At 57.5% G+C, this 24114-nt stretch carries 24 protein-coding genes; 21 read left to right on the forward strand and 3 right to left on the reverse strand.

Annotated features, from left to right (window positions below; all coding sequences use genetic code 11):
- Positions 1 to 3: 3 nt before the first annotated feature.
- Entirely contained in the window at positions 4 to 2412 is a 2409-nt protein-coding gene (locus tag K1W69_RS13820) for a molybdopterin-dependent oxidoreductase (protein WP_220228909.1), read from the forward strand.
- Here K1W69_RS13820 and K1W69_RS13825 read toward each other — a convergent pair.
- Positions 2330 to 2806 (reverse strand): Lrp/AsnC family transcriptional regulator, encoded by a 477-nt coding sequence (locus tag K1W69_RS13825; protein WP_220228910.1) that lies wholly within the window; start codon positions 2804 to 2806, stop codon positions 2330 to 2332. The genes K1W69_RS13820 and K1W69_RS13825 overlap by 83 nt on opposite strands.
- Before the next feature lie 285 nt (positions 2807 to 3091).
- Between K1W69_RS13825 and ehuA the strand changes: the two genes are divergently transcribed.
- The 6 genes from ehuA to K1W69_RS13855 all read left to right on the forward strand — a co-directional run bounded on the left by ehuA (position 3092) and on the right by K1W69_RS13855 (position 6937).
- On the forward strand, positions 3092 to 3865 hold the full coding sequence (gene ehuA, locus K1W69_RS13830; protein WP_258571034.1) for an ectoine/hydroxyectoine ABC transporter ATP-binding protein EhuA: 774 nt from the start codon (positions 3092 to 3094) through the stop codon (positions 3863 to 3865).
- Positions 3866 to 3899: 34 nt separating this feature from the next.
- Entirely contained in the window at positions 3900 to 4751 is an 852-nt protein-coding gene (gene ehuB, locus K1W69_RS13835) for an ectoine/hydroxyectoine ABC transporter substrate-binding protein EhuB (RefSeq protein WP_220228911.1), read from the forward strand.
- A 63-nt stretch (positions 4752 to 4814) separates the two neighbouring features.
- Positions 4815 to 5489: an ectoine/hydroxyectoine ABC transporter permease subunit EhuC gene (gene ehuC, locus K1W69_RS13840; protein ID WP_220228912.1), complete on the forward strand. Its 675-nt coding sequence runs from the start codon at positions 4815 to 4817 to the stop codon at positions 5487 to 5489.
- Positions 5486 to 6142 carry an ectoine/hydroxyectoine ABC transporter permease subunit EhuD gene (ehuD, locus tag K1W69_RS13845; protein WP_220228913.1) on the forward strand — a complete coding sequence of 219 codons (657 nt, stop codon included), beginning with the start codon at positions 5486 to 5488 and terminating at the stop codon, positions 6140 to 6142. Before ehuC ends, ehuD begins: the two co-directional genes overlap by 4 nt.
- On the forward strand, positions 6139 to 6462 hold the full coding sequence (locus K1W69_RS13850; RefSeq protein ID WP_220228914.1) for a hypothetical protein: 324 nt from the start codon (positions 6139 to 6141) through the stop codon (positions 6460 to 6462). The genes ehuD and K1W69_RS13850 overlap by 4 nt, the downstream gene beginning before the upstream one ends.
- Before the next feature lies 1 nt (position 6463).
- Positions 6464 to 6937 carry a CreA family protein gene (locus K1W69_RS13855; RefSeq protein WP_220228915.1) on the forward strand — a complete coding sequence of 158 codons (474 nt, stop codon included), beginning with the start codon at positions 6464 to 6466 and terminating at the stop codon, positions 6935 to 6937.
- Between the two features lie 2 nt (positions 6938 to 6939).
- Here K1W69_RS13855 and K1W69_RS13860 read toward each other — a convergent pair whose 3' ends face one another.
- Positions 6940 to 7989: an MBL fold metallo-hydrolase gene (locus K1W69_RS13860; RefSeq protein WP_258571035.1), complete on the reverse strand. Its 1050-nt coding sequence runs from the start codon at positions 7987 to 7989 to the stop codon at positions 6940 to 6942.
- A 305-nt stretch (positions 7990 to 8294) separates the two neighbouring features.
- Here K1W69_RS13860 and K1W69_RS13865 point away from each other — a divergent pair, with 305 nt between their 5' ends.
- Both K1W69_RS13865 and K1W69_RS13870 read left to right on the forward strand, forming a co-directional pair.
- Positions 8295 to 9926: a BCCT family transporter gene (locus tag K1W69_RS13865; RefSeq protein ID WP_220228917.1), complete on the forward strand. Its 1632-nt coding sequence runs from the start codon at positions 8295 to 8297 to the stop codon at positions 9924 to 9926.
- A 49-nt stretch (positions 9927 to 9975) separates the two neighbouring features.
- The gene (locus tag K1W69_RS13870) at positions 9976 to 10392 is read left to right on the forward strand and encodes a universal stress protein (protein ID WP_220228918.1); all 417 of its coding nucleotides are present in this window, start codon (positions 9976 to 9978) and stop codon (positions 10390 to 10392) included.
- A gap of 9 nt (positions 10393 to 10401) precedes the next feature.
- Here the strand turns inward: K1W69_RS13870 and K1W69_RS13875 are convergent, their stop codons facing one another.
- A complete protein-coding gene (locus K1W69_RS13875; protein WP_220228919.1) occupies positions 10402 to 11298 on the reverse strand; it encodes a DUF805 domain-containing protein in 897 nt (298 codons plus the stop codon).
- Positions 11299 to 11490: 192 nt separating this feature from the next.
- Between K1W69_RS13875 and K1W69_RS13880 the strand changes: the two genes are divergently transcribed.
- From K1W69_RS13880 to K1W69_RS13935, 12 genes are all read left to right on the forward strand, one after another.
- Positions 11491 to 11889, forward strand: coding sequence for a DUF302 domain-containing protein (locus K1W69_RS13880; RefSeq protein WP_220228920.1), 399 nt, complete (start codon positions 11491 to 11493; stop codon positions 11887 to 11889).
- Between the two features lie 237 nt (positions 11890 to 12126).
- Positions 12127 to 12969, forward strand: coding sequence for a DUF695 domain-containing protein (locus tag K1W69_RS13885; protein WP_220228921.1), 843 nt, complete (start codon positions 12127 to 12129; stop codon positions 12967 to 12969).
- Between the two features lie 135 nt (positions 12970 to 13104).
- Positions 13105 to 14334 carry a S8 family peptidase gene (locus tag K1W69_RS13890; RefSeq protein WP_220228922.1) on the forward strand — a complete coding sequence of 410 codons (1230 nt, stop codon included), beginning with the start codon at positions 13105 to 13107 and terminating at the stop codon, positions 14332 to 14334.
- Between the two features lie 226 nt (positions 14335 to 14560).
- Positions 14561 to 15790: a thioesterase domain-containing protein gene (locus K1W69_RS13895; protein ID WP_220228923.1), complete on the forward strand. Its 1230-nt coding sequence runs from the start codon at positions 14561 to 14563 to the stop codon at positions 15788 to 15790.
- A 542-nt stretch (positions 15791 to 16332) separates the two neighbouring features.
- Positions 16333 to 17559 (forward strand): thioesterase domain-containing protein, encoded by a 1227-nt coding sequence (locus K1W69_RS13900; RefSeq protein WP_220228924.1) that lies wholly within the window; start codon positions 16333 to 16335, stop codon positions 17557 to 17559.
- A gap of 63 nt (positions 17560 to 17622) precedes the next feature.
- Complete coding sequence (locus K1W69_RS13905) at positions 17623 to 18885, forward strand: thioesterase domain-containing protein (RefSeq protein WP_220228925.1); 1263 nt, start codon at positions 17623 to 17625, stop codon at positions 18883 to 18885.
- A 111-nt stretch (positions 18886 to 18996) separates the two neighbouring features.
- The gene (locus K1W69_RS13910; RefSeq protein ID WP_220228926.1) at positions 18997 to 19809 is read left to right on the forward strand and encodes a glycosyltransferase family 25 protein; all 813 of its coding nucleotides are present in this window, start codon (positions 18997 to 18999) and stop codon (positions 19807 to 19809) included.
- Between the two features lie 42 nt (positions 19810 to 19851).
- The gene (locus tag K1W69_RS13915; protein WP_220228927.1) at positions 19852 to 21102 is read left to right on the forward strand and encodes a thioesterase domain-containing protein; all 1251 of its coding nucleotides are present in this window, start codon (positions 19852 to 19854) and stop codon (positions 21100 to 21102) included.
- A 361-nt stretch (positions 21103 to 21463) separates the two neighbouring features.
- A complete protein-coding gene (locus K1W69_RS13920; RefSeq protein ID WP_220228928.1) occupies positions 21464 to 22228 on the forward strand; it encodes a putative sugar O-methyltransferase in 765 nt (254 codons plus the stop codon).
- Positions 22229 to 22240: 12 nt separating this feature from the next.
- Positions 22241 to 22951, forward strand: coding sequence for a methyltransferase domain-containing protein (locus K1W69_RS13925; protein WP_220228929.1), 711 nt, complete (start codon positions 22241 to 22243; stop codon positions 22949 to 22951).
- Positions 22952 to 23085: 134 nt separating this feature from the next.
- Positions 23086 to 23775 (forward strand): PAQR family membrane homeostasis protein TrhA, encoded by a 690-nt coding sequence (gene trhA / locus K1W69_RS13930; protein WP_220228930.1) that lies wholly within the window; start codon positions 23086 to 23088, stop codon positions 23773 to 23775.
- Positions 23776 to 23858: 83 nt separating this feature from the next.
- Entirely contained in the window at positions 23859 to 24056 is a 198-nt protein-coding gene (locus K1W69_RS13935) for a hypothetical protein (protein WP_220228931.1), read from the forward strand.
- Positions 24057 to 24114 lie beyond the last annotated feature (58 nt).

Raw genomic sequence — 24114 nt, forward strand, 5'->3', positions numbered from 1 at the left:
ATCATGCCGCAATCCGGAGATCCCCTGGTATCGACGCATTGGGGAACCTATCGGGCGCGTAATGACGCCACCGGCGCAACAAGCCTTGCGGCTTTCGAGGACGATCCGGATCCGTCGCCGATAGGCGAATCCATCATTGAAACGCTCTCCGATTCCTGCCGGATCGCACGACCGATGATCCGCAAAAGCTATCTCGAGCGCGGCGACACGACCCGCCGCGGGCAAGACAGCTTCGTCGCCGTGTCCTGGGAGGAGGCGCTGGACCTTGCCGCGCGCGAATTGACCCGAATTCGGGCGAACTACGGCAACGAGGCGATTTACGCAGGCTCCTACGGTTGGGCCAGCGCCGGCAGGTTTCACCACGCACAGAGTCAGCTTCGTCGGCTTCTCAACCTATTTGGCGGCTATACCGCTTCAAGAAACACCTACAGCTACGCAGCGGCTGAAGTGGTGCTGCCGCATGTCGTGGCGCCGCTGGACCAGTTGTTCAACGATCACACGTCCTGGCGGGCGATCGGAGAAACCCGCGCGCTCGTTGTGGCGTTCGGCGGCGTGTCCCTGCGCAACAGCCAGATCAATCCCGGCGGCGTGGCGCGTCACACCCACAAAGGCGACATCGCCGGCGCGATTGCGGCCGGCGCGCATATCGTTTCCATCACGCCCTCGCGCGACGAGGGATATTCGAACGAATGGACTCCGATACGTCCGAACACGGACCTTGCGCTGATGCTTGGGCTCGCCCACACGCTGACAAGCGAAGGGCTACATGACAAGGACTTCCTGACGCGCTACTGCACCGGGTTCGACAAGTTCGAATCCTACATTTGCGGCGAAACGGACGGACTTGCGCGCGACGCCGACTGGGCAGCGGTGATCACCGGCGTCGATGCGGACACGATCCGCGCCCTCGCCAGACGCATGGCGAAACAGCCGACAGTCGTCAATGCAAGCTGGTCGCTGACCCGTCAACATAATGGCGAAATGAACTACTGGATGACCGTTGTCCTTGCGGCGATGCTCGGCGGCGTGGGACGCAAGGGAGAGGGTTTCGCGCTGGGGCTCGGCGCCGTCAACAGCATCGGCAATACCCGCCGGACGGTCCGGCTCGCCGCGCTGCCGACAGGCCGCAATCCGATATCGGCGTTCATTCCCGTGGCGCGGATCGCGGATATGCTGCTTCATCCGGGCCAGCCGTTCCGTTACAATGGACAGATCCTGCATTATCCGGACATCCGCCTGGTCTACTGGGCGGGCGGCAATCCGTTCCACCATCATCAGGACTTGAACAGACTGCGCAAGGCCTGGCGCAAGCCTGAAACGGTGATCGTCCACGAACCGCACTGGACGCCGCTCGCGCGCCATGCCGATATCGTATTTCCGGCGACGCTCCCGGCGGAAAGAAACGACATTGCAGGCTCGCCGCGCGACACCCACCTGTTCGCCACGAAAGCGATCGCCGAACCCTTCGCCGAAGCGCGCGACGACCATGACATATTCGCCGGACTTGCTGCGCGGCTTTCCTCGCCGGACAACCGCCTGAATTCTCTGGAGGCGGCGTTTACCGGCGGCAAAGACAAGGATGAGTGGCTTCAATCCCTTTACGACGACACCCGCGACCGCCTCGCCGAAACGGGCGTCCATATGCCGGCATTCGAAGCGTTCCGGGAGGCCGGATTCTTTGCATTCGACGCGCCAGAAGACCCTTGCATATTGCTCAAGGCGTTTCGCGACAACCCGGACGCCCACCCGCTCCCGACGCCGTCCGGGCGCATAGAGATCTTCAGCAAAACGATCGCCGGCTTCGGCATTATGGGCAATCCGGGGCACCCGGCCTGGACACCGCCGGTGGAATGGCTTGGCGCGCGCCTTGCGGAACGATGGCCCATCCATCTCGTGACCCACCAGCCGGCCCGGCGCCTGCACAGTCAGCTCGACCAGGCGCGCCACAGCCTTGAGGGCAAGATCAACGGGCGAGAGGCCTGCGTGATCAGCAGGCAGGACGCCGCGAGGCGCGGCCTTCGTGAAGGCGACGTAGCGCGGATCTTCAATGACCGCGGGTCATGCCTCGCCGGCGTTCGCATTTGCGAGGACGTGTTGCCCGGCGTCGCCATGATGCCAACCGGCGCATGGCTGGACCTCGACGAGTCCCTGACCCCGGCCTGCTGCAAGCACGGCAACGTCAACATCGTGACCGCAGACAGGGCGACCTCGGAACTTGCCCAGGGGCCGGCGGCGCTGTCCTGTCTCGTCGAGATCGAGCGCCATAAGGCAGAACCGCCGCCTGTCACCGCCCATCGGCCGCCGGAGATCGAAATCGTCCAGAAGAAGATCAGTCTTCCTCCGGCTCCTCGACGGGCACATCCACGCCCACCTTGGTCCGGTCCATTACGACCGACGTCCGGAACCGTTTGACATTGCTGTCATCGAAGAAGAGGCGCTGCGTCAGTCTCTGGTAGTCGTCCATGTCCCGGGCGAGCGCGATCAGGGCGAAATCGGCTTCGCCGGTTATGTAATAGCACTGCTGGACCCTGGACTCCTGTTTGACCTTTCGTCTGAAGGCGTCCAGCTGATCGATGCGTTCGCGCTCCAACTCGACGAGAATGATGAAGGTCATGTTGTAGCCGAGAGCCTGCGGAGACACGATCGCAGCGTCGCGCTCGATGACGCCGGCGTCCTTCAGCGCACGTACGCGCCGCTGCGCCGTGGCGACGGAGAGCCCGGCTTCATAGGCTATTGTCTCGAGCCGCTCCCGAGCGTTTTCCTGAAGCATCCGCAAGATGATCAAATCTGAAGGCGTAATGTTCATCTCGTTCTCTTTCTCTCACATATCGAAAATTTTTGATGCTATTTTTTCAGAATGCCGTGTTTTGCTGCACATGAGGTGCAAATTGCTTTGTTATGATGATTTTCAACATCACATCCATTAAGAGATGTAAAGGGGAACATCATTATTACTTTTGCAATGCGCCCAAAGCTGGCGCAGAGGGTTTCGTGCGACCCGATCGACGACGCAAAATCCGGTTCCGTCAGGCGTAAATCGCCGGCGCTGCATTGCTCCTCCGCCCGCTGAAGAAGGGGTCGAGGTCCGGTCATGGCGAATATCATCGAATTCCAGAACGTTCATAAAAGCTTTGGCGAGCTGAAGGTTCTCGACGATCTGAACCTGCATGTCGAGCCAGGTGAAAAGCTGGCGCTGATCGGCCCGAGCGGCTCAGGAAAAACCACGATCCTGCGTATCCTGATGACTCTCGAAACGCTGAGTTCCGGACGGATAATCGTTGATGGGGACTATCTGTGGCACGAGGAGAAGGGCGGGCGTCTGGTCGTAGCGAGCGACGCCCACCTCCACAAGATGCGCAACGGGATTGGCATGGTGTTCCAGCACTTCAATCTTTTTCCGCACCTGACCGCAATTCAGAATATCGAGCAGCCGCAAATCCTCGTGCGCAAGACGTCGAAGATCGAGGCGCGCGAAAAGGCCATGGAACTGCTGGGACTCGTCGGTCTCAGCGACAAGCAGAACCACTTTCCGCACGAACTCTCCGGAGGACAGCAGCAGCGCGTCGCCATCGCCCGGTCGCTTGCCATGGATCCGAAGATCATGCTGTTCGACGAGGTGACCTCGGCGCTCGATCCGGAACTTGTCGACGAAGTTTTGAATGTGCTCAGGCGCCTGGCGGCCGACTCCGACACGACGATGCTGACAGTGACGCACGAAATGCACTTTGCCCGAGATTTCGCTGACCGCGTGCTTTTCTTCGACAAGGGAAAGATCGTCGAGGCCGGAAAGCCCGAAGAAATCTTCACCCATCCGAAAGAAGAGAGAACGCGCAACTTCCTCAGCAAATTCATCACTGTCTCGTAACGACCCCTGAACGAAACAACCGAAAGGACGATCAATGACCTTGTCATTTCTCAGAAAACCGCTGGAAATACTTGTCGTAACCGCCGTTGCAGGTCTGGCGGTGGGCGCCGTCGCGCAGGCCGACACCCTGGAGAAACTGCGCAAACAAGGCTACGCCACCGTCGCGGTCGCCAACGAGCCGCCCTACAGCGACATCAAGGCCGACGGTTACGTGACGGGAGCAGCGCCCGATGTCGCCCGGGCGGTGATGAAAAAGCTCGGCGTGCCGGAGCTCAAGGCCCAGGTGGTGCCTTACGGATCGATGATTCCCGCCCTGCTCGCCCGTCGCGTCGACATGGCGACGTCCGGTCTCTATATCAAGCCGAACCGCTGCGAATCCATCATCTATTCCGAACCCGATCTTTGCGGCGCCGAGGCCTTCGCCGTCGCCAAGGGAAACCCGCACAATATCAAGACCTATGAGGACATTGCCGCCAATCCGGACGTGACGATGACCACCTGCGCGGGCTGCGCCGAAGAGCTCTACGCCAAGGAGCGCGGCGTCAAGCAGAACCAGATCAAGGTCTTCACCGATCCGCCAAGCGGCATCAAGATGCTGCAGCAGGGCCGCGTCGACGTCTTTGCGCTTTCCGGCCTTGGCACGCAGGATCTCCTGAGGAAAACCAATGACCCCAACCTTGAGCTGGTGATGCCGGTCAAGGGCGTGCCGATCGGGTGCGCGGGCGCAGCATTCAATCCGGAAGACACCGCTTTCCGGGAAGCCTATGACACGGCGCTGGCCGAACTCAAGGAAAGCGGCGAATTCGCCTCGATCATCGAGCCCTACGGGTTCTCGGCCGAGGCGACGTTCGAGGTGAAACGCGACGATTTCTGTCCCGGCAACTAAGCCTGACCGCAACTCCGAAACCACAGCTGCTCCCTGGCGGGAGCAGCCTTCCAGGGCGATCCGATGGGCCAGATACTCGAATTCACACCACTGCTGATCGAAGGCACATGGATGACCATCAAGCTGACGGTGGTCAGTGCAATTCTCGCCCTCGTCATCTCCTTCGTAGTCGGCCTGTCACGCCTGTCCCGCTCCAGGTCCGTGCGGGTGCTGGCGACGATCTATCTGGAATTCTTCCGCGGCACCTCGGCGCTCGTGCAAATGTTCTTCATGTTTTACGTGCTGCCGCTACTCGGCCTGACGCTGTCCCCCTTTATTGCGGGCGTGATCGCCTGCGGGTTCAATCTCGGCAGCTACGGATCCGAAGTGGTGCGCGGCGCTGTGCAATCCGTCGGAAAAGGCCAGCATGAGGCCAGTACGGCGCTGAACTACACCGTTTATCAACGGTATCGATACGTGCTGATCCCGCAAGCGATTCCGATGATGATCCCGCCTTTCGGGAACCTGCTGATCGAACTGATGAAATTGACGGCGGTCACTTCGCTGATCACCATAGCCGACCTGACCTTCGTCGCGCAGATCATACGCGCTCAGACAGCGATGACGCTGGAACCGTTCCTGCTGATCCTTGTCATATATTTCCTGATCGCCTCGGTTCTTGTCGGGTTCACCGATTTCATTGCGCGCAGCATCGCGCGCAAACGCCACATCACGCTTGCCGGAGTGAGACGGTCATGAACTGGAGCTGGACCGTTGCGGCGGACGTGTTTCCGCTGCTGCTCGGAGGATTGGTCGTCACCGTCGAGGCGACCATCATGGGCGCCGCCGTCGCCTACGTTCTGGGGCTGTTTCTGGCGATCATGAAACGCTCACAAAACCGACCCCTTGCTCTGACCGTGTACTGGATGTCGGAATTCATCCGCCGCACGCCGCTGCTCGTCCAGCTCTATTTCCTGTTCTACGTGCTGCCGGATCTCGGCCTTTTCCTGTCGCCGCTGGCCGCCGGCGTGATTGGTCTCGGGCTCCACTTCAGCACCTATACGTCGGAAGTGTTTCGCGCCGGGATCGACAATGTTCCGACAGGTCAGTGGGAGGCGTCGCGCTCGCTCAACTACAATCCATGGCAGACCTGGCGCTACGTGATCCTTCCGCAGGCTATTCCACCGATGATCCCGCCGCTCGCCAACTATCTGATCACGATGTTCAAGGAAACGCCGCTGCTCGCCGCAATCACGGTCATCGAGCTGTTCAACGCCGCCAACATCTATTCCAACAGCTACTACAAATATCTGGAGCCGATGACCTTGGTCGGCCTTCTGTTCCTGCTGGTCTCCATTCCGGCCGCCTATCTCGCCATGCGGTTGGAGAAGAAATACACCATCCGGCGGTGACCGAACGGGACGTCTTCCGGATCGGCGCCCGCAAGACAGTTTCCGTCGCCGCCACCGATCTCAAGGAAACCGGACCGGAAAACCTGGTCGAACGGCTCCATCAGCAGACGAAGCAACGGGGCCTTGCGCCTGATCTGATGGAGCGCATGACAACGACGACGCAACAGGCGCTCGATCATCCCGATGACACGCGGCTGGTGCGCGGCATGCGCCACCATGTGCTGGCGAAATTGAAAGCGCTTCCTACATGTAGCGGGTCCGGAACCATTCCCGGAGTCCGGCGTCTTCCACATGAAGCGCCGTACCTTCATGGAGATTGACATGCGAAAGTTCTTCGCCCTCATCATGCTCGCCGTCTTGTCAGCGGGTTCCGCCACGACCGGATCGCAGGCCGAAGAAGTCGGTCACGTCGATGTCGACTGGCTTGGAAACGACATCATCATCGAAGCGATCGAAGACCCGAAGGTGGAGGGCGTGACCTGTCACATCGCCTATTTCGACCGCGGACTGATCGACCGTCTGCAGAAGGGCAACTGGTTCGAGGATCCCTCCAACTCCTCCATCGCATGCCGGCAGACCGGGCCGATAACGATCGGCGATATCGACATGTCGGAGGAAGGTGAAAACGTCTTCAGGGAACGCCGCTCGATCATCTTCAAGACGCTTCAGGTCAAGCGCATCTATGACGAGGCGCACAACACTCTGATCTACATATCGCACGCCCGGCAGGTTCAGGACGGATCGGCCAAGATGGCGATATCGACGGTCCCGATATTGAAGCTGTCGGAAGAGTAAGCTTAAGCCGCGGCCGTTCGCAGGACGCCATCTTCTCCTGCCTGCCAGACGAGTTCGCCACGCTCGACCATCGCGTTGACATGAGCGTGGACTTCGCTGAAGGCGAAGCTCAGCTGATGCGCGTCCAGCTTGCGGGTAAACAGGATCGGCACGAGATCGGCGACCGACCGCGCCTGACTTGCGCAGGCCGCGGCGATCGTCGCGCAGCGCTCGTCATGATGCGCGACCAGTTCGTCGATGCGCGTGTGAAGACCGTAAAACGGAAGCTGATGACCGGGCAGAACGAGCACGTCGTCCGGCACGTCGGCCTTCAGGGCGCCGAGCGACCGCATGAACAAGCCCAGCGGATCGCCATCCGGATCGACCGCCCAGACGCCGATATTCGGCGTAATCCTGGCGAGCACCTGGTCGGCGGCCAGAAACAGAGAGTCCTCTTTGCACCAAAGCATGATCTGTTCCGGCGCATGGCCTTCGCCGCTAAGCACCGCAAATTCCCGCGACCCGATCTTGAGCGTGTCGCCTGCTATGAGACGGCGAAAGGTCGGCGGCAGCGGCCTCACCAGCTTCAGATATCCGTGGCCGCTCGTTGCGACGATTTCGGTGGTCTCCGCATCCAGACCGTGCCGAAGGTAGAAGTCGCGATAGGGCTTGGCGTCGAGGGCGCCCGGGCTCAGCGAAATGTTGAGACATGCGAGCCAGGCCGTCTGGCTCGTCAGCACGGGGATGTTGAAGCGTTCGCTGAGCCATCCCGCGATACCAATGTGGTCCGGATGATGGTGGGTGACGATCAGTTTGGTGAAGCGGCTTTCGGCGAATGGCCCGGCGGCGAGCTTTTCCCAGGCTTCCTGCGTGGCGCTTGTCCCGATCCCGGCGTCGATGATCGCCCATCCGTCGCCGTCTTCGACAAAGTAGATGTTCACATGGTCGAGGCGAAACGGAAGCGCAAGGCGGGTCCAGAGCAAACCCGGCGCCACTTCGATGAGTTCACCTTCTTCGGGGGCTTCGGCAAAGGGGTATTCAAGCGTGCCTTCGAGGGCCTCTTTGCGGGTCAATGCCATGTCCTTGCAGTCTTTCCAAACCGCCTCTATCGAAGCTTTGGCGATTGATTGCAAGCAGTGTCGACTTTTTTGTACATGCGCTAAATCCCGCATCGCGGGGGTTTGCGGGTCCGGTCCACAAGCGATCGCGCGCGTGGACTTTCGCTAAATACCTTAAGATGTTAGCCTTTTGGCCAATTCGGCGATCCTACGCGATCTTCGTCGGGCCTCGAACAGGCCAGAGCCGCGTAAAATTGCAGGCTCCACCAAACCGGGACCCGCAGCCGCTGATATAGTGATGAATACTGGAAAGGCCCGTCATGACAGACCATGTCGACACATCGATCGAAGAAGCGCCTGACGCCATCGAGACCGAATACCACATTGGCCAGGACAACATCACGCCATTCGGTCTCGATATCCACAATCCGGTCTTCATGATCTCCAGCATATCGATCGTCGCCTTCGTGATCCTGACATTGATGTTTCAGGACAGCGCATCCGAATTCTTCGTCTGGCTGCGCGACTTCCTGACGCAGAATTTCGACTGGTTCTTCCTGTCCGCCGGAAACATCTTCGTACTCTTCTGCATCGTGTTGATGGTTTCGCCGCTCGGAAAGATCCGCCTTGGTGGACCCGACGCCAAACCGGATTACACCTACATGGGCTGGTTTGCGATGCTGTTCGCCGCCGGCATGGGCATCGGGCTGATGTTCTTTGGCGTCTCCGAGCCGATCTCGCATTTCAATTCGTCGCTTGGAGGCACTGCGCTGGAAGGCGGCGCACGAACCGACTGGGCGCCGCTTGGCGCGGCTGCCGGCGATGCGGCGGCGGCGCGCGACCTCGGCATGGCCGCGACAATCTATCACTGGGCCCTGCACCCCTGGGCGATCTACGCGGTGGTCGCTCTTTCGCTCGCATTCTTTTCCTTCAATCGCGGCCTTCCGCTGACCTTGCGGTCCTCCTTCTACCCGCTTCTTGGCGAGCGGGTCTGGGGATGGTGGGGGCATATCATCGACACCGTGGCTGTGTTCGCGACGCTTTTCGGGCTGGCGACCTCGCTCGGATTCGGCACCCAGCAGGCGCTTGCGGGCATGAACTACCTGTTCGGATGGAGCACTGGCGACTTCGCCAAGGTGCTTCTGATCGCCGTCATCACGGCGATCGCCCTTATTTCGGTGCTGCGCGGCCTGGACGGCGGCGTCAAACTGCTGTCCGAAGTCAATATTGCAATGGCGGCGCTGCTGCTGATCTTCGTCATGATCATCGGACCGACGGGTGATATTTTCTCGGCGATAATCTCGGGCGGCGTGGCCTATGCGCGGGAGATCATACCGCTTTCCATGCCATTCGGGCGCGAAGACACCAATTTCTCACAGGGCTGGACGTCCTTCTACTGGGCCTGGTGGATATCATGGTCGCCCTTCGTCGGCATGTTTATCGCACGCGTGTCACGCGGACGCACGGTGCGCGAGTTCATCTTTTGCGTCATCATAATACCAACCATTGTCTGCATCCTGTGGATGGGCGTATTTGGAGGCACGGCGATTTCGCAGGTCGTAGCCAATGCATCGGCCGCCGTGAAGGACGCGCCGCTGGAGCTCAAGCTCTTCGAAATGCTGCGGCCACTGCCGCTGGCCACCTTTACCTCGTTCCTCGGCATCATTCTCGTGCTGGTGTTTTTCATCACGTCTTCGGATTCCGGCTCGCTGGTGATCGACACAATTACAGCCGGCGGCAAGACCAGCGCGCCGGTCGCCCAGCGCGTGTTCTGGTGCACATTCGAGGGCGTCGTCGCAGCGGTGCTTCTGCTGGTCGGCGGCGCAACCGCGCTGACCGCGCTCCAGGCGATGGCCGTCAGCACCGGCTTCCCCTTCACCATCGTGCTTCTGACCATGTGCGTCAGCCTTTATCTCGGTTTGCGAGAAACGCGGAAATCGCCGGGCGCCTAACCGGCGCCCGGCAATCCCAAGGACGCTGTGAAGCAAGAGGAACAGGACAATGTACAAGAACATCATGGTTCCCGTCGATCTCGCCCATGAGAGCCGGCTGGAAAAAGCGCTCGCAACGGCCGCCGATCTGGGCCGCCACTACGGCGCGGAAATACACCTGATCGGCGTGACGGGCGTGACGCCCGGGGCGGTCGGCCATACGCCGGAGGAATACAAGCGCACACTCGAAGAATTCGCCGACCGGCTATCGCGTGAAAAAGGCGTGGGGTTTCAAGCTCATGCCGAGGTTTCCCATGACCCGGCGGTGGAACTGGACAAGATCATCGAGCGCAAGTCGGAGGAGATCGGCGTCGACCTCGTCATCATGGCGTCGCATGTGCCGGGCTTCGTCGACCGTTTCGTGCGATCCAACGCCGGCTATCTCGTCGAGCACTCAAGCATTTCTGTGTTTGTCGTCAGAGGGTAGGCGTCGCGATCAGATGCCGCAGGTTTCCCGGTCGATGGTGACGCGGCCGTCTTCATAACCGTCGCTGCGGCTTAAAAATACGTGTTCAATGGTTGCGCCGGCCTCGAACAACTGGCGCAATTGCGCGTTGTTGCAATTGCCCTGCGTCAGACCTCTACGCCATCGTTCGACACTCGCGCCGTCGTCCGAAACGACGCTGTAGATATAGAGCAGCGTATCGCCTTCTGTTTCGATCCTGATCAGGATCCGTCCGTCGTCGAATTTGACGGGTACATCGACGCCCTCGGCGACCAGGCCCAGAGTTCGTGTCAGCCCATAGGTGCGCAGAGAGATATCGAATCCTTTTTCCTGCATATCCGGCGCAGAGAAACGGTTTTCGGTTATCCGCTGCACTCTTTCGGACAGGCTATTGACCAGGACAAACCCGACAACCACGGACAGCAGGCCGATAACAACGCCCATAGCCCCCGAGAAATAGCGCGGAGCCATGATTTTCCTCTCGGAAAACAGATCCTGGCCACGTGCGAACATGAGATAGAAGCCTACAAAAGGGATAAAAGCCAGGATCGCGCCGTAGCCGTGTCCGAATATGTCTCGTGACCGGGCCATCGCCAGCACAGCTACCAGAAATCCATAAATGATAAATGAGATGAACTGCACGAGATATAGCAGCCAGAAAAAACCGCCGCTCATTGCGATCGGGGCGGCCAGCCAGAACTGCATTGTCACCGACAAAGCCAGAAAGAGCAGAAAGGAATAGGCAAAGTAGGGAGCGCGGTCGAGTTCGCCAAGGCTCCTGGCGAAAACGGGTGCGAACAGCCCTCCAATGATCATGAACAGGATGTTCAGTGCTACAATGGACGAAACTGAAACGGTCGACAGCTTCAGGGCAAGATTTTCAAGCATCAATATCGGCAAAGAGACAGGTTGGAATTTAGTGTCGAGCCTAGTTGGCAGGGGATGTTTGTCAATCGTCGCCCGGCGCTTCAACCAGTTTCGACTTGTAATCGATCAGTCAACCAATATATTAGACTACACTAATATATCATCTGCAGTTGTCGCGCGCTGTTTCAGCGGACCGGACGACAGGAGGAATCAATGAGCAACCAAGGCTACACCATTAACCGCACATTCGAGAACGACAGCTTCGACGCGATCGTCGAACGCACCCGCAATGCGCTTGCCGATCAGGGTTTCGGCGTCCTGACGGAAATCGATGTCAAGGCGACGATGAAGAAGAAGATCGACGCCGATATGGACAACTATCTCATCCTCGGCGCCTGCAATCCAAAGCTTGCGTTCAGCGCCTTGCAGTCGGAGCCGCGGATCGGGGCGATGCTGCCCTGCAACGTGATCGTCCGATCGACCCCGGGACACGGCGTCGAGGTCAGCGCCGTCGATCCTGTCGCCTCGATGCAGGCGGTCGAAAACAGCGAGTTGGGGGCAGTCGCAGGCCAGGTGCGCGGCATGCTTGAAACGGTTGTGGCGGCGATCTGAGTCACAGTTTCCAAGGTCGTGAGCGCCGCATAACGCTATCATGGTTTGCAGCCTGATATCGCTGCGCCGGCGCAACTCCCCTGCGGCCCCTTGTGTAATGAAGGCGCTCAGACCAAGTGAAAGACCGGGACCGTTCTCAGACCGTTTCGGTCTTTTCTCATATCCAGCTGTCCTGTAGGGCGAATGCAAATCCCGGCGTCCGCGGGCATAGTTTGAAAGTCTCCGTATCACCGGTCCATGCCGAACTTTGTCGGGCGCAATCCGGTTGCTTCATTGACAACGATCACACGAAAAAGGCTTCATATTTATCCAGCGACTATTTCTCTGTCGGGGGTATACGTAATGGATCAGGATTGGGTGTTTTATTTCGCGTGGATCAAGGAACAGCCGGCTTCGATCTTCCTGAATATCGGTCTATTCCCGGAAACTCCTGATTTGACTCTTATGACCAGTTGCCGGGTTCAGATTGAAATGAACCATCCCAGAGACGATGGTCTGTCAAGTTCGGAGGAATTCGAATCCCTGTCCGCCCTGGAAGACCACATCGCGGAGACTGTGACCAAAGCCGGGGAGGTCAAGTTCGTTGGACGGGTGACCCATGGCGGCCAACGACATCTCTATTATTACGCCGCTATGAACGCAGACTTCGATGCACGTCTTCAATCGGCGATGACGAGATTTCCCGATTATCGGTATCGTACTCAATGCAAACCGGATCCCGAATGGGACGTCTATCGGAATTTTCTTTATCCGTCAGACAGGGAGATGCAATCTGTTCAGAATCTCAAAGTGCTCGGCGCCCTGAGAGACCGGGGAGATACTTTGCAATCGCCGAGAGAGATCGATCACCGGGTCTATTTCAACACCACCGCCAATGCGCAAACCTATTCCCGGTTTTTGCGCAGCAACGGATTTGGCGCGATCGAGATATTTCCAGTCGACGCACGAATCGCGGTGGATTTCAGCCGTATTGATCTGCCATCCGAAATCGATGACATCGTCTATACTCTCTATGACAAAGCCGTGGAACTACACGGACAATATGACGGCTGGGGCTGCGAAGTCCAGCTCGCCAACTGATGCGGGCGATCGTTGCGGCTATCTGACTCTGTGCATTCTAGGTGGCGATTGTCACAGAACACAATCCTGATTTGCAGCACGATATAGCGGCGCGGGCACAGGCTTTTGCGGCCCGGCGTGAAAAGGAGGCATGCCATGACCGACTATATCGTACTGAGAGACAAAAGCCTGGGGCGTCTTAATCCCGGCGAACTGGAATCACTCAGGCCAACAGGCGGACCGGGGTCGTTTGCCGACCGCTTCGGTCCTTCCTCACATCCGGTGATCGAACCGGAGCCGGAAATCAGCGTCGAATCACTCGAACCGTCCGACATGCGCGACCTGGCCCGGGACCCAACCTTCCGGCAGAAGGCCCGGCCGATGCCGACCAAACTGATCGACACGGTTGGAACGTCGAACGCCCAGCCGCAAGGCCAGACCACCTGGGGCGTTCACGCCGTGGGAGCCGATGACACCGATGTGGACGGCGCCGGCGTGACGGTCGCGGTGCTCGACACCGGTATCGATCGCGACCATATCGCGTTCGCCGGGGTCAACATCATCGAAAGGGACTTTACCGGAACCGGCGACGGAGACGGAAATGGCCACGGCACGCATTGCGCCGGCACGATCTTCGGAAGAAACGTGGACGGGTTGCGGATCGGCGTCGCGCCGGGCGTCTCGACCGCCTTGATCGGAAAAGTGCTCGACGACAATGGCAGCGGCGGATCGCAAATGCTCTTCGAAGCCATGCAGTGGGCGGCCATCCAGGAAAGCGCCCATGTGATCTCGATGTCGCTGGGTTTCGATTTTCCCGGGCTTACGAATAGCCTCGCCGACCAGGGCTGGCCTGTCGAAATCGCCAGCTCGGTCGCTCTCGAGGCCTATCGGGAAAACCTGCGCATGTTCGACGCCATCATGGACATGATACGCGCGCACAGCGCCTTTAGCGGCGGAAGCCTTGTCGTCGCCGCCGCCGGCAATGAAAGCCGCAGGCAGGTGCACGCCAACTTCGAAGTCAGCGTTTCCGTGCCCGCCGCCGCTGTGGGCGTGGTTTCGGTTGGCGCCGCGGGAGAAGGACAGAACGGCCTGACCATCGCCGATTTCTCCAACACAAACCCGCTCGTCTGCGGGCCTGGCGTGAACGTGATTTCCGCCAAAGCCAATGGCGGCCTCGTGTCCTTCAACGGCACGAGCATGGCGACGCCGCATGTCGCCGGGGTCGCCGCCTTGTGGTGGGAAAAGCTTCAGACCCTGCCCATACCGGTAACATCGGACACGGTGAGAGCGCGGATCCTGGCGAGCTCCGTTACTGATCCCTTTGCGCCGGGCGTCGACATTCCCGACCGCGGCGCCGGGCTGGTCTCTGCGCCGCACCTGCACTGACCGGATAATTGCTCCCGGCCGCGTATCGGAAAACGCGGCCGGCGTCATTTGCAAGGTAAGGTAATATATTACTCAGTTCACATTCTTCTTCATTCAGTATTCAATAATTGATTGACGCAATCTGATCCTTGGAAAGCAATTCATTGGAAAACAGATACTAGAAATAGTTTGAGGTCGCGCTTAAAAAGAACGTAATAATCGGAAATCAGGGAACAGCGATCGCCGGATGAGCGCACCATCAAAAGAAGTTACCCGCGACATACTGATGCTGCAAACGCAATACGTCGCCCCGGCCGGTGAAAGAGAGAACGCCATCGCCAGAATATGGTCGGAGGCATTCGGGATCAGCGATCTTGGCGTCGAAGACGATTTTTTCGACCTTGGCGGAAATTCGGTGATAGCCGAAACGATCTCCCGGAAAGTCGCCGAGACTCTTGATATGCCATTAAAGGCAGGCGCGCTCCTGGAAGCGAGAACAATACGCGACATCGCGAACCTGCTCGATGACACGATGCGCAATGAATTGCCCTCGCATCTTGTGCAGCTGCGCACAGGCGGCGATCGCGTTCCGATGTTTATCGTCCATGGCGCTGCCGGCCTCCTGTTTCCTACTGACGCTTTCATGGGCGGATTTCATGACGATCAACCTGTCTACGCTTTCCAGGTTCCGGGTTACGACGGCCAATGCGAACCGCTCGCAAGAGTGGAAGATATCGCGGCCGAATATCTGCGATGCATGAAGCTCGCGAGCCCTGACGGTCCATGGCATCTGGCCGGCTTCTGCCATGGTTCGTGGATTGCCTTCGAGATGGCGCATCAGCTAACCAAAGAGGGCCAGCGACCGCTGAGTCTGACGCTGCTCGATCCGGGCATACAGGAAGGGCGCATGCACAGTGAGTTCATGCGCGACGTCGAGCGACGTCGCAGCGGAACATTGTACAGCGTCAAACTAAGCGGAAAGAGGATGGTGGATACGATCCGGTGCTATTACGCCACTGGCCAGTGGATAGACCCTTCCAATCCGGCGTCCTACGATATTCCGGAGGTGTTGGACTATAATCGGAAACGCAACCGCAAGAAACTCGCAAAGGCGGTTGCCAGAGATAACGTCGCGACTGGTGAAGACGACATCAAACCATGGATGGCGGATCGCGAAGAAACCTTCGAGAATGAAAAAGAGCTTGAAATCAGAAGGTCGCCACAAGCCAATCATGCCGCGGTTATGCTTAAGCGCGCCTTTTTCAAATATAGCTCCAACACGCCGCTTGACATGCCGGTTCACCTCATCGCAAGCCGGTTCCAGGCTGAAAAGCTCAATGAGCCGTCCTATCCCCTGAGACGACTTATGCCGCATCTCGAAGTCACAGTTCTCGGCGAGTATCATCACGACACCATCTCGACACGAAGCGACCAGAATGCATTGATCATGCAGGCCATTGCCGACAAATCGCAATAGGCGCTCAGGATTCCAGCACTTCACTGGACGGCCGCTTCAGAAAACCCGGTTTGCGGAACGCAAACCGTGTTTCAAACGGATTTCGGCGAAGGACACGCCCTTCCGGGAATTGGGGTATTGCATCAGGGTCAACCGACTACATTGTCGGAGCGCGGAAAGGCCAATTCAAGTGGCGCCTGGTTGCATTTGCGTCGAGAGACAAAGAGGCAAGGAGGGTGATTTTGGACAAAGTATTCCGTATGAAATCGTTCCTATTCAGGATCAGGCGCCGCTTGATCAGAATAACTGTAATCGGCAATACGCCTGAAAGCGAATAGCCGGAAACCGGAACAGGCCGGTTACAGACTCTACTCTCGAAGAGAAAATCCGTAAGCCATTGAATAAGTTATTTTTTCCCGTCAATTGACTATTTACTCCGCCCCCAATTGTTCAGCATAAAATTAGTCGGAGCTCGAAGTATTTCTTCACATACAAGGCGAATTTACTATAACTGTTGCTGCTTTAGTGAGAGGGGCGGCACTCTGAGTGGACGGTGACTGATTGTGAATGAAACTTCGGAAATGGTTGCGCGAGATTCCCTGTCTCTTGAAACGGCATATGCCTCGCCGACCGGCGAAACCGAGCAGATTATTGCGGATATATGGGCGCAGGTATTCAGCATTTCGGGTATCGGCGTCGACGACGACTTTTTCGAACTCGGCGGCGATTCATTGGCGGCGGAATCAATTACTCGAATGGTGTCGGAGAAATTCGGCGTCAGCGTAAAAAGCGGGGCGCTCGTCGAATCCAGCACCATTCGAGAAATCGCGAACGTTATCAGCTCAGCAAATCGCCCATCCCTTCCGTCGCATATCGTCCCGCTCCGCTCTACGGGGAACCGGATTCCTATCTTTATCGTCCATGGCGCAGCCGGAATCCTGTTCCCGACCAGCAGCTTCATGGAGGGTTTCCATGACGACCAGCCGGTCTACGCCTTCCAGGTGCCGGGATATGACGGCCAATGCCAACCGCTCGATACGATTGAGGAAATCGCTGCTGAATATCTTAAATGCATGAGGATGGTCAGTCCCGATGGCCCATGGCATCTCGCGGCTTTCTGCCAGGGCTCGTGGATTGCGTTCGAAATGGCCGCGCAACTGGGCAGGGAAAGCAAGAGCCCGTCGAGTCTGACCATGATCGACCCCGTGATGCATATGGGCAGAATGCTCAATGAGCATTTGCAGTTTCTCAGAAGCAGGAAAAATCCACTCGCGCGCGCGTTTTCCGAAGCAAGGTGGATCGCCAGGGTCCAGATGGACAAGTTTCGCTGCTTTCGCGCAACCGGCCAATGGATCAACCCCTATCATCCAGACGCCTATGATCTGCCAGGTGTCTGGGAATGGATACGACAACGCGACCTCGCTCGACACGATACCCATGCTCAAAATAACGCTCGAGCAGACGAGCCACATGGAGTGCAAGGTAAGTTCGATACAGAAAAGGAACTCGAACGCCGTCGTTCCAAGGACGCCAATTCCGCGACCGCCAGGCTCGAGATTGCCTACTACAGGTATTGTCCGAATGCTCCTCTGACCATTCCTGTCCATCTGATCGCAAGCGAGAAGCAGAACAGGCAATTGAATAACCCGCTGTATCCGTTGCGTCGCTTTTTGCCCACGCTAACGATTACCGTTCTCGGGAAAACGCACAGGCAGACGGTTTCGACGACCGGACCTGAAAATTCATCAATCATACAACGGGTGGCGGACGAGGCGTCCTGTCTCGTCTGATCGACAAAGCGGCAATCTTTAACACAGAACATCGGGCGCAGCAGGAAAAGCAGGTATCAGACAGTGGGCAATGTTGAACGCGCATCACTCCTGTTGGACACGCCTTATGTCGCGCCAACGCAAGAATCCGAGGCGATCATCGTGAAGATCTGGTCCGAGGTATTCGAAATATCGGATATCGGTATCGACGACGACTTTTTCGATCTCGGCGGAAATTCAACTATTGCGGAAACGATAACGCTCAAGGTCTCGGAAGCTTTCGGAATTACATTCAAGTCCGGATCGCTCGTCGAAGCAACCACCGTCAGAGACGTCGCGCGGGTCATTAAAGACACATCTGAACTGTCGCTTGCCTCGCACATTGTGCCGCTGCGTTCAAACGGCGACCGCACGCCGGTTTTCCTCGTCCACGGCGGCGCGGGCCTTCTTTTTCCTTCCACTGAGTTCATGAGCGGATTCCACGACAACCAGCCGGTCTACGCCTTCCAGGTCCCCGGCTATGACGGTCAGTGCGAACCCTTCGACACCGTCGAGGAGATCGCAGCGGAATATGTGCGCTGCATGAAGCAGGTCAGTCCTGACGGACCCTGGCATCTAGCGGGTTTCTGCAATGGCAGCTGGATCGCATTTCACATGGCGGCGCAACTCGAAAAGGAAGGCAATAGTCCGCTAAGCCTGACACTGCTCGATCCAGGCGTCCAGGAAGGCCTCATGCAACAGGACTATCTCCGACGACGGGCGATCACCGCGAAGAAAGGCCTGAAACGCCTGGCTTTTTTGATCAAGGCGTTCGGACAGGATCTTACGCAGAGTTACAGCTGTTATCGATCCACGAAACACTGGGTAAACCTCAGAAAAAAAGAAGCCTACGAGATTCCTGTAGTGAAAGAATGGATCAAGAACCTCAACCGGGAGCGCCACAAGGCAACGATCGCAAAGGCGCGACAAAGCGGCGAAGACACGAGCGTATTGAAAGAAATCGAATGGACATGGGATGACGAGAATTTCGATACAGAGGCGGAACTCGAGCGCCGGCGAACGCCGGAAGCCAACGAGGCGATCGAAAAACTGAAGGACGCCTGGTACAAATTTGTCCCAACCGACACCATCGATATGCCAGTCAATGTCATGTCCAGCGAATCTCGCGCGACGTCATACCGGCAGCCGTCCTTTCCGGTCCGCCGCGCCATGCCAAACCTGGAAACGACCGTCGTTGGCAGGTTTCATCGCGACGTTATATCAACCGCCAAACCCGACAACGCACTCTATATTCAGGCCGCCATCGACAAGGCGAACGGCGGCAAGGCCTCAACGGCGCCTGCTTGACTCCGGGAAACCACGGATGCAAATCAGTGGCCATGCCAACGGAGATATGCGCCGCCCTGCTGAATAGCGCGACCGTATCGCAAAAAGAAAACAGATACAGGCCATAAGCCGATGCGCATTCTCGTGATCAACCCGGACCGTTACACGGAAAGACTCCGCTGGCTGGAGTCGCAATTTTCGCGCATCGGCCTTGATTTCGAACGCGTCAGCGCGTGCGATGGCAGCACGCTAACCGAAGACGAAATCCAGAGAATCGCGCAGAGCTGCGTGTCGGGGCTGAAACGTACTCCGAATGAATATGCATGCAATATCAGCCACAAGACTTGCTGGAGGATTGTCGCAGACGGCAAGGACGAACATGTCTGCATCTTCGAGGACGACGTGCATCTGAGCCGCGACGCAGGGAAATTCCTTTCCAGCTCGTCGTGGATTCCCGGAGGGGCGGACCTTATCAAGCTGGAAACATTCAACAAGGAAGCCGAATTCTACCACAAGCAACCGGTCGAGGCTCAGGACAGAACGCTTTATCCCCTGAGAGGACTGCATCAGGGGTCAGCCGGCTACATCATCTCCAAAACAGCGGCGAAAAGACTGCTGGACGAGACCCGAAACGACTACGGCGGGGTAAGCTATCTGCTTTTCGGACCGAAACCGGCCCGAAGCGCCGATCTTCGCGTCTATCAGCTCTATCCAGCGCTGTGCATCCAGGACATGCGGTTATCTGGCCACAAGAATCCGCAGCTTTCCAGTTCGCTCGGTCACAAGGAGCTGGCGAACAGCGTCGAGGGGAGGCAAGCAATGGCGGAATGGACGGAAAAGCAGGCCCCGGGCGCGCGGTCGCGGATCCGTCGAGACATAAAAGAGCGCTTCAAGCGACTATTCGACAAGCCATTTCGCAATGAAATTGTCCCGTTTCAGGAATAGGTCCCGCTTTAGCGGAAAACCGAGTCCCGCCGGAGAATTGTTTTGACCGCACCGTCACCTCACACCAAACGCGAAACATTGATGCTCGATACACCCTATGTTGCGCCGGAAGGGGAAAGGGAGACCGCCATTGCGGAAATCTGGTCTGCGGCGTTCGGGATAGCAGATCTGGGCGTTGAAGACGACTTCTTCGATCTCGGCGGCGATTCCGTCATAGCCGAAACAATTACACGGCAGATCGGCGAAATGCTCAAAATAAATCTGAAGGCCGGCGCCCTGGTCGAGGCGCGAACCGTACGCGACATAGCAGAACTGCTTGATAACGCGTCTGGCAATTCACTGCCTTCGCACCTCGTTCCGCTGCGTAGCGGCGGTGGGCGCACGCCGATCTTTATCGTTCATGGCGCAGCCGGTCTGCTGTTTCCCAGCGCCGCCTTCATGGACGGCTTCCACGCCGATCAGCCCATTTATGCTTTTCAGGTTCCCGGTTATGACGGACATTTCGAACCGCTCGATTCGGTCGAGGAAATCGCGACAGAATATCTGAGATGTATGCGAATGGTCAGTCAGGATGGCCCCTGGCACCTTGCCGGCTTCTGCCACGGCTCCTGGATCGCGTTTGAAATGGCTATCCAACTTGCCGAAGAAGGTCGCAAACCGCTTAGCCTGACGCTGCTCGATCCGGGCGTTCAGGAAGGCCAGATGCTGAACGACTACATGCGTTTCACGAGGCGGCGCGGCAAAAACGGCCTCGCGACCGCTATCGCGGAATTGAAGTTCGGTGCGAAATCCATGCTCGACGCCTGGCGTTGCTGGCGCGCGACCGGGCACTGGATCGCACCGTCCGATCCTCGCTGCTTCGACATCCCGGAGGTCTGGGACTACCTGCAGAAACGCAATCGGGAGCGCCAGGCGCGCGCCCTGAATAAAGCCGGATCGAATGCGACCGAGCAGGAACTGACGGAACGCCAATGGATGTGGGACCGCGAGGGCGAGGGCGCCTTCGACACCGAAAAGGAACTCGAATTACAGCGGACAGACGCAGCCAATGAAGCAATATCAAGGCTCAAGCGCGCTTGGTACAAATACGGTCCGCATACACCTCTACAATCCAGAGTTCATATGGTGGCGAGCGAATTCCAGAACGAAAAACTCAAGAATCCGGCTTATCCCATTAGACGGCTGATGCCGGATCTCGTCATCACTGTGCTCGGAAAATACCACAATGATACGGTCTCGACGAAGGGACCGGAGAATGCTCGCATCATCCAGCGCATTGCTGACGACGCCTAATGAAATGGGCGCTCTTCCGAATTCCTATGGATTGACGAGAGCGGCGGCGGCAATTAGCTGGTTATGTTTATTGAAATGGGGCTAAATAATCTCAATGGATTCGCGTAGCCAGAATATTGTCGACGAGATCACAAGGGAATGGCGAAGTTACATCGAGAATGATTTTCGTCTGGAGGATTCGGAGCAGCATACCGAATACTGGATACGCCGGCAAAATTTGAATCGACCTTCCCGAAACGGTATTCATGCTGATCCCTATGTGTTGGAGAATTTCCGACGTATTATGATTAGCGTCGGAGACAATCCTGCGCCAACGCCAGGCGGACTGACCAAATTCATACTACGGAGGGGTGAGCGTCGCATGTTGATGGAATGTCTTGCGGCGCTCGTTGAAACCGGCGACATCGAACTGCTGAAAAAACATCCGTGTCACCCTGCCGGCAATCCGCGGACATTCGACTGGAACGGAATCCCGGTTACGCATCGCTGGATCAAGCACATTCATCATCTGGGAATGTTCAACCGGACATTGAGCGCGTCGCTCAAAGAAGGCTTTTCCGTGCTGGATATCGGCAGCAGCTATGGCGTGTTCAGCTACATGATGTTCCGCGAATATCCGGGATCGCATCACGTTCTGGTCGATTTGCCGAACCAGCTCCTGTTCGCTCACTACTTCCTGCGCAACTGCTTTCCCGACGCCCGAATTGCCGGCGCTCGCACGATTGAAGAGCTTGGCGCGATCACGCGCGAAACCGTCGACGCGTACGACTTCATTCTCTTGCCGGCTGACAGATTCGAACAGCTTGCCGGCGGGAGCATCGATCTGGTGACGAGCTTTTCCTGTCTCGGTGAACTCAAGCGTACACTTTTCGACCGGTATATCCGATCCGACGCATTCCTCTCGGCCCGATATTTCTACACCTCGAACCCTGTCGACAAGCACATGGCTATGCAGGATGCTGAAGTCTGCGTCCTGGACTATCCGATTCTTGACCCGGCCAAGAGGCTTTACTTTGGAGTTTCTCCTGTTTTTCTCTATTCCTACGGGGCGCCCGAACGCAAGGGGCCGTTCGGCTACAGATTGCGTCCAATGGTTCCCTATTTTGAAAGCATCACCGAGATCTGACAAGGAGGCGGCATGGGAAAGGTTGATCCGAAAATCGAGGCTCCCAATGCAGGTTGGAGTTTCGAAAATATCTCCGACGCGTTCGATGAACATGTCGAGCGCTCCGTGCCTCTCTACAATGAAGGTCACGATCTCGTATGCCAGCTCAGCGACTTCTTCTTGCCGCCTGATGCGGTGGTTACGGAATTGGGCACATCGACCGGTGTGCTTTGCTCCCGGTTTCTGAAGCACAATTCCGACCGGGACGATATCCGGTATGTGGGTATCGACGTTGTCGGCTCAATGGTCTCCAAAGCTTCCGAAAGACTCGCCAATGACAGGCGCGCGGAATTCTTCGAAGCAGATGTATTGACGCACTCTTTCGAACGCAGCAGCATGGTGATTTCATACTACTGCCTGCAGTTTATTCCGCCTCGAACACGGCAGACAGTTTTTGATATCGTCTACAATACCCTTGACTGGGGCGGCGCATTTGTTTTGTTCGAAAAGGTTCGGGCGCCCGATGCGCGATTCCAGGATGTTTGCGGCCAGATCTACCAGGAGTACAAGCTGCAGCGTAATTTCAACGAATCCGAGATTCTGAACAAGCAACGCAGTCTGAAGGGCGTTCTTGAGCCATTTTCGACCCAGGGCAACCTGGATTTGATGAAACGGGCGGGATTCGTCGATGTAATGTCGATCATGAAGTGGGTCAATTTCGAAGGTTTCCTCGCGATTAAATAGGCTGCGATAACTGTCCGATTAGAAGATGTTCCTTGGGTAAGAGATCTAGGCCATCCCGCCAGAGCGCAATCGGCTGGATCATCGATTTGATTTCAGTTAGCGTGAACCCAATCTCAAACGTGGTCGATATACTGATGCAACCGCAAGCGCCGCGAGCGAATCTTGTCTCCGCCGAATTCAGCCCGCTTGAAGAACGCTGGAACGCCGCCACGCACGCCCTCGGAACGCTTCTGGCGGTTGCCGGCCTGATCTTGCTTCTTGGGCGCGCCGGCGTCGCCGGCGCGTCGGACAACTTCGCCCTTTGCGCCCTCTACGGCGCAGCACTTGTTCTTCTCTACAGCTTCTCCGCCTTGCATCACGCGATTTCGCATCCGGGCGCAAAGCATGTGTTCCTGGCGCTGGACCATTGCGGCATTTATCTGCTGATCGCTGGCACCTACACGCCGTTCTGTCTCATCATGCCTCCCGGTCAGGGGTGGTTGCTGCTGGCCTTCATATGGGGTCTGGCGGGCGTGGGCATCAGCGTCCAGATGACGTGTTTCGTGACGGGATACAGCAATCACTACGAGCGTTTCGGTTTCATCGCCTATCTTGCTTTGGGGTGGATTCCGCTTTTATGGGTCTGGGACGATGTCGTTACGGGAATTCCGACGAGCGGACTGGCGCTGCTTGCCGCCGGCGGCCTGGCCTATACGACCGGCGTGGCTTTCTATCTGTGGCGAACCCTGGTCCATCATCACGCGATCTGGCACCTGTTCGTGGTCGCAGGCAGCGCTCTGCAGTTTCTGACCATCTATCTTTACGTGGCGCCTGTAACGAACTGATCGAGCCGGCTTGCGTCTTGCAGCCGGCTTTTGATATGGAGACAGTCCGGAGCCGAAGCCAAACTGACGACAAGGGGCCGATGATGGCGAAAGACGAAAATGCGCTGGACAAACTGCGCGGCGCGCTCGACGTGCTGTTCGAACTCAAGGAAGAGTTTGCGCAGTGGGTCGACGAGGCTCAGGACGGCTCAAAGCATGAGGCCCTCGACAACGTTCTCAACCATGTCGAAACCATGGAGCGGGAATACCGCAGACGCTTCGAAGAAGCGTCGCGCGACTGACGACGACCAGCCGCGCGAAAACGTTCTCCCGCCTGCCAACGCCCTCGATATTGAGGGC

The organism is Flavimaribacter sediminis (genome assembly GCF_019492055.1).
Taxonomy (GTDB): Bacteria; Pseudomonadota; Alphaproteobacteria; order Rhizobiales; family Rhizobiaceae; genus Flavimaribacter; species Flavimaribacter sediminis.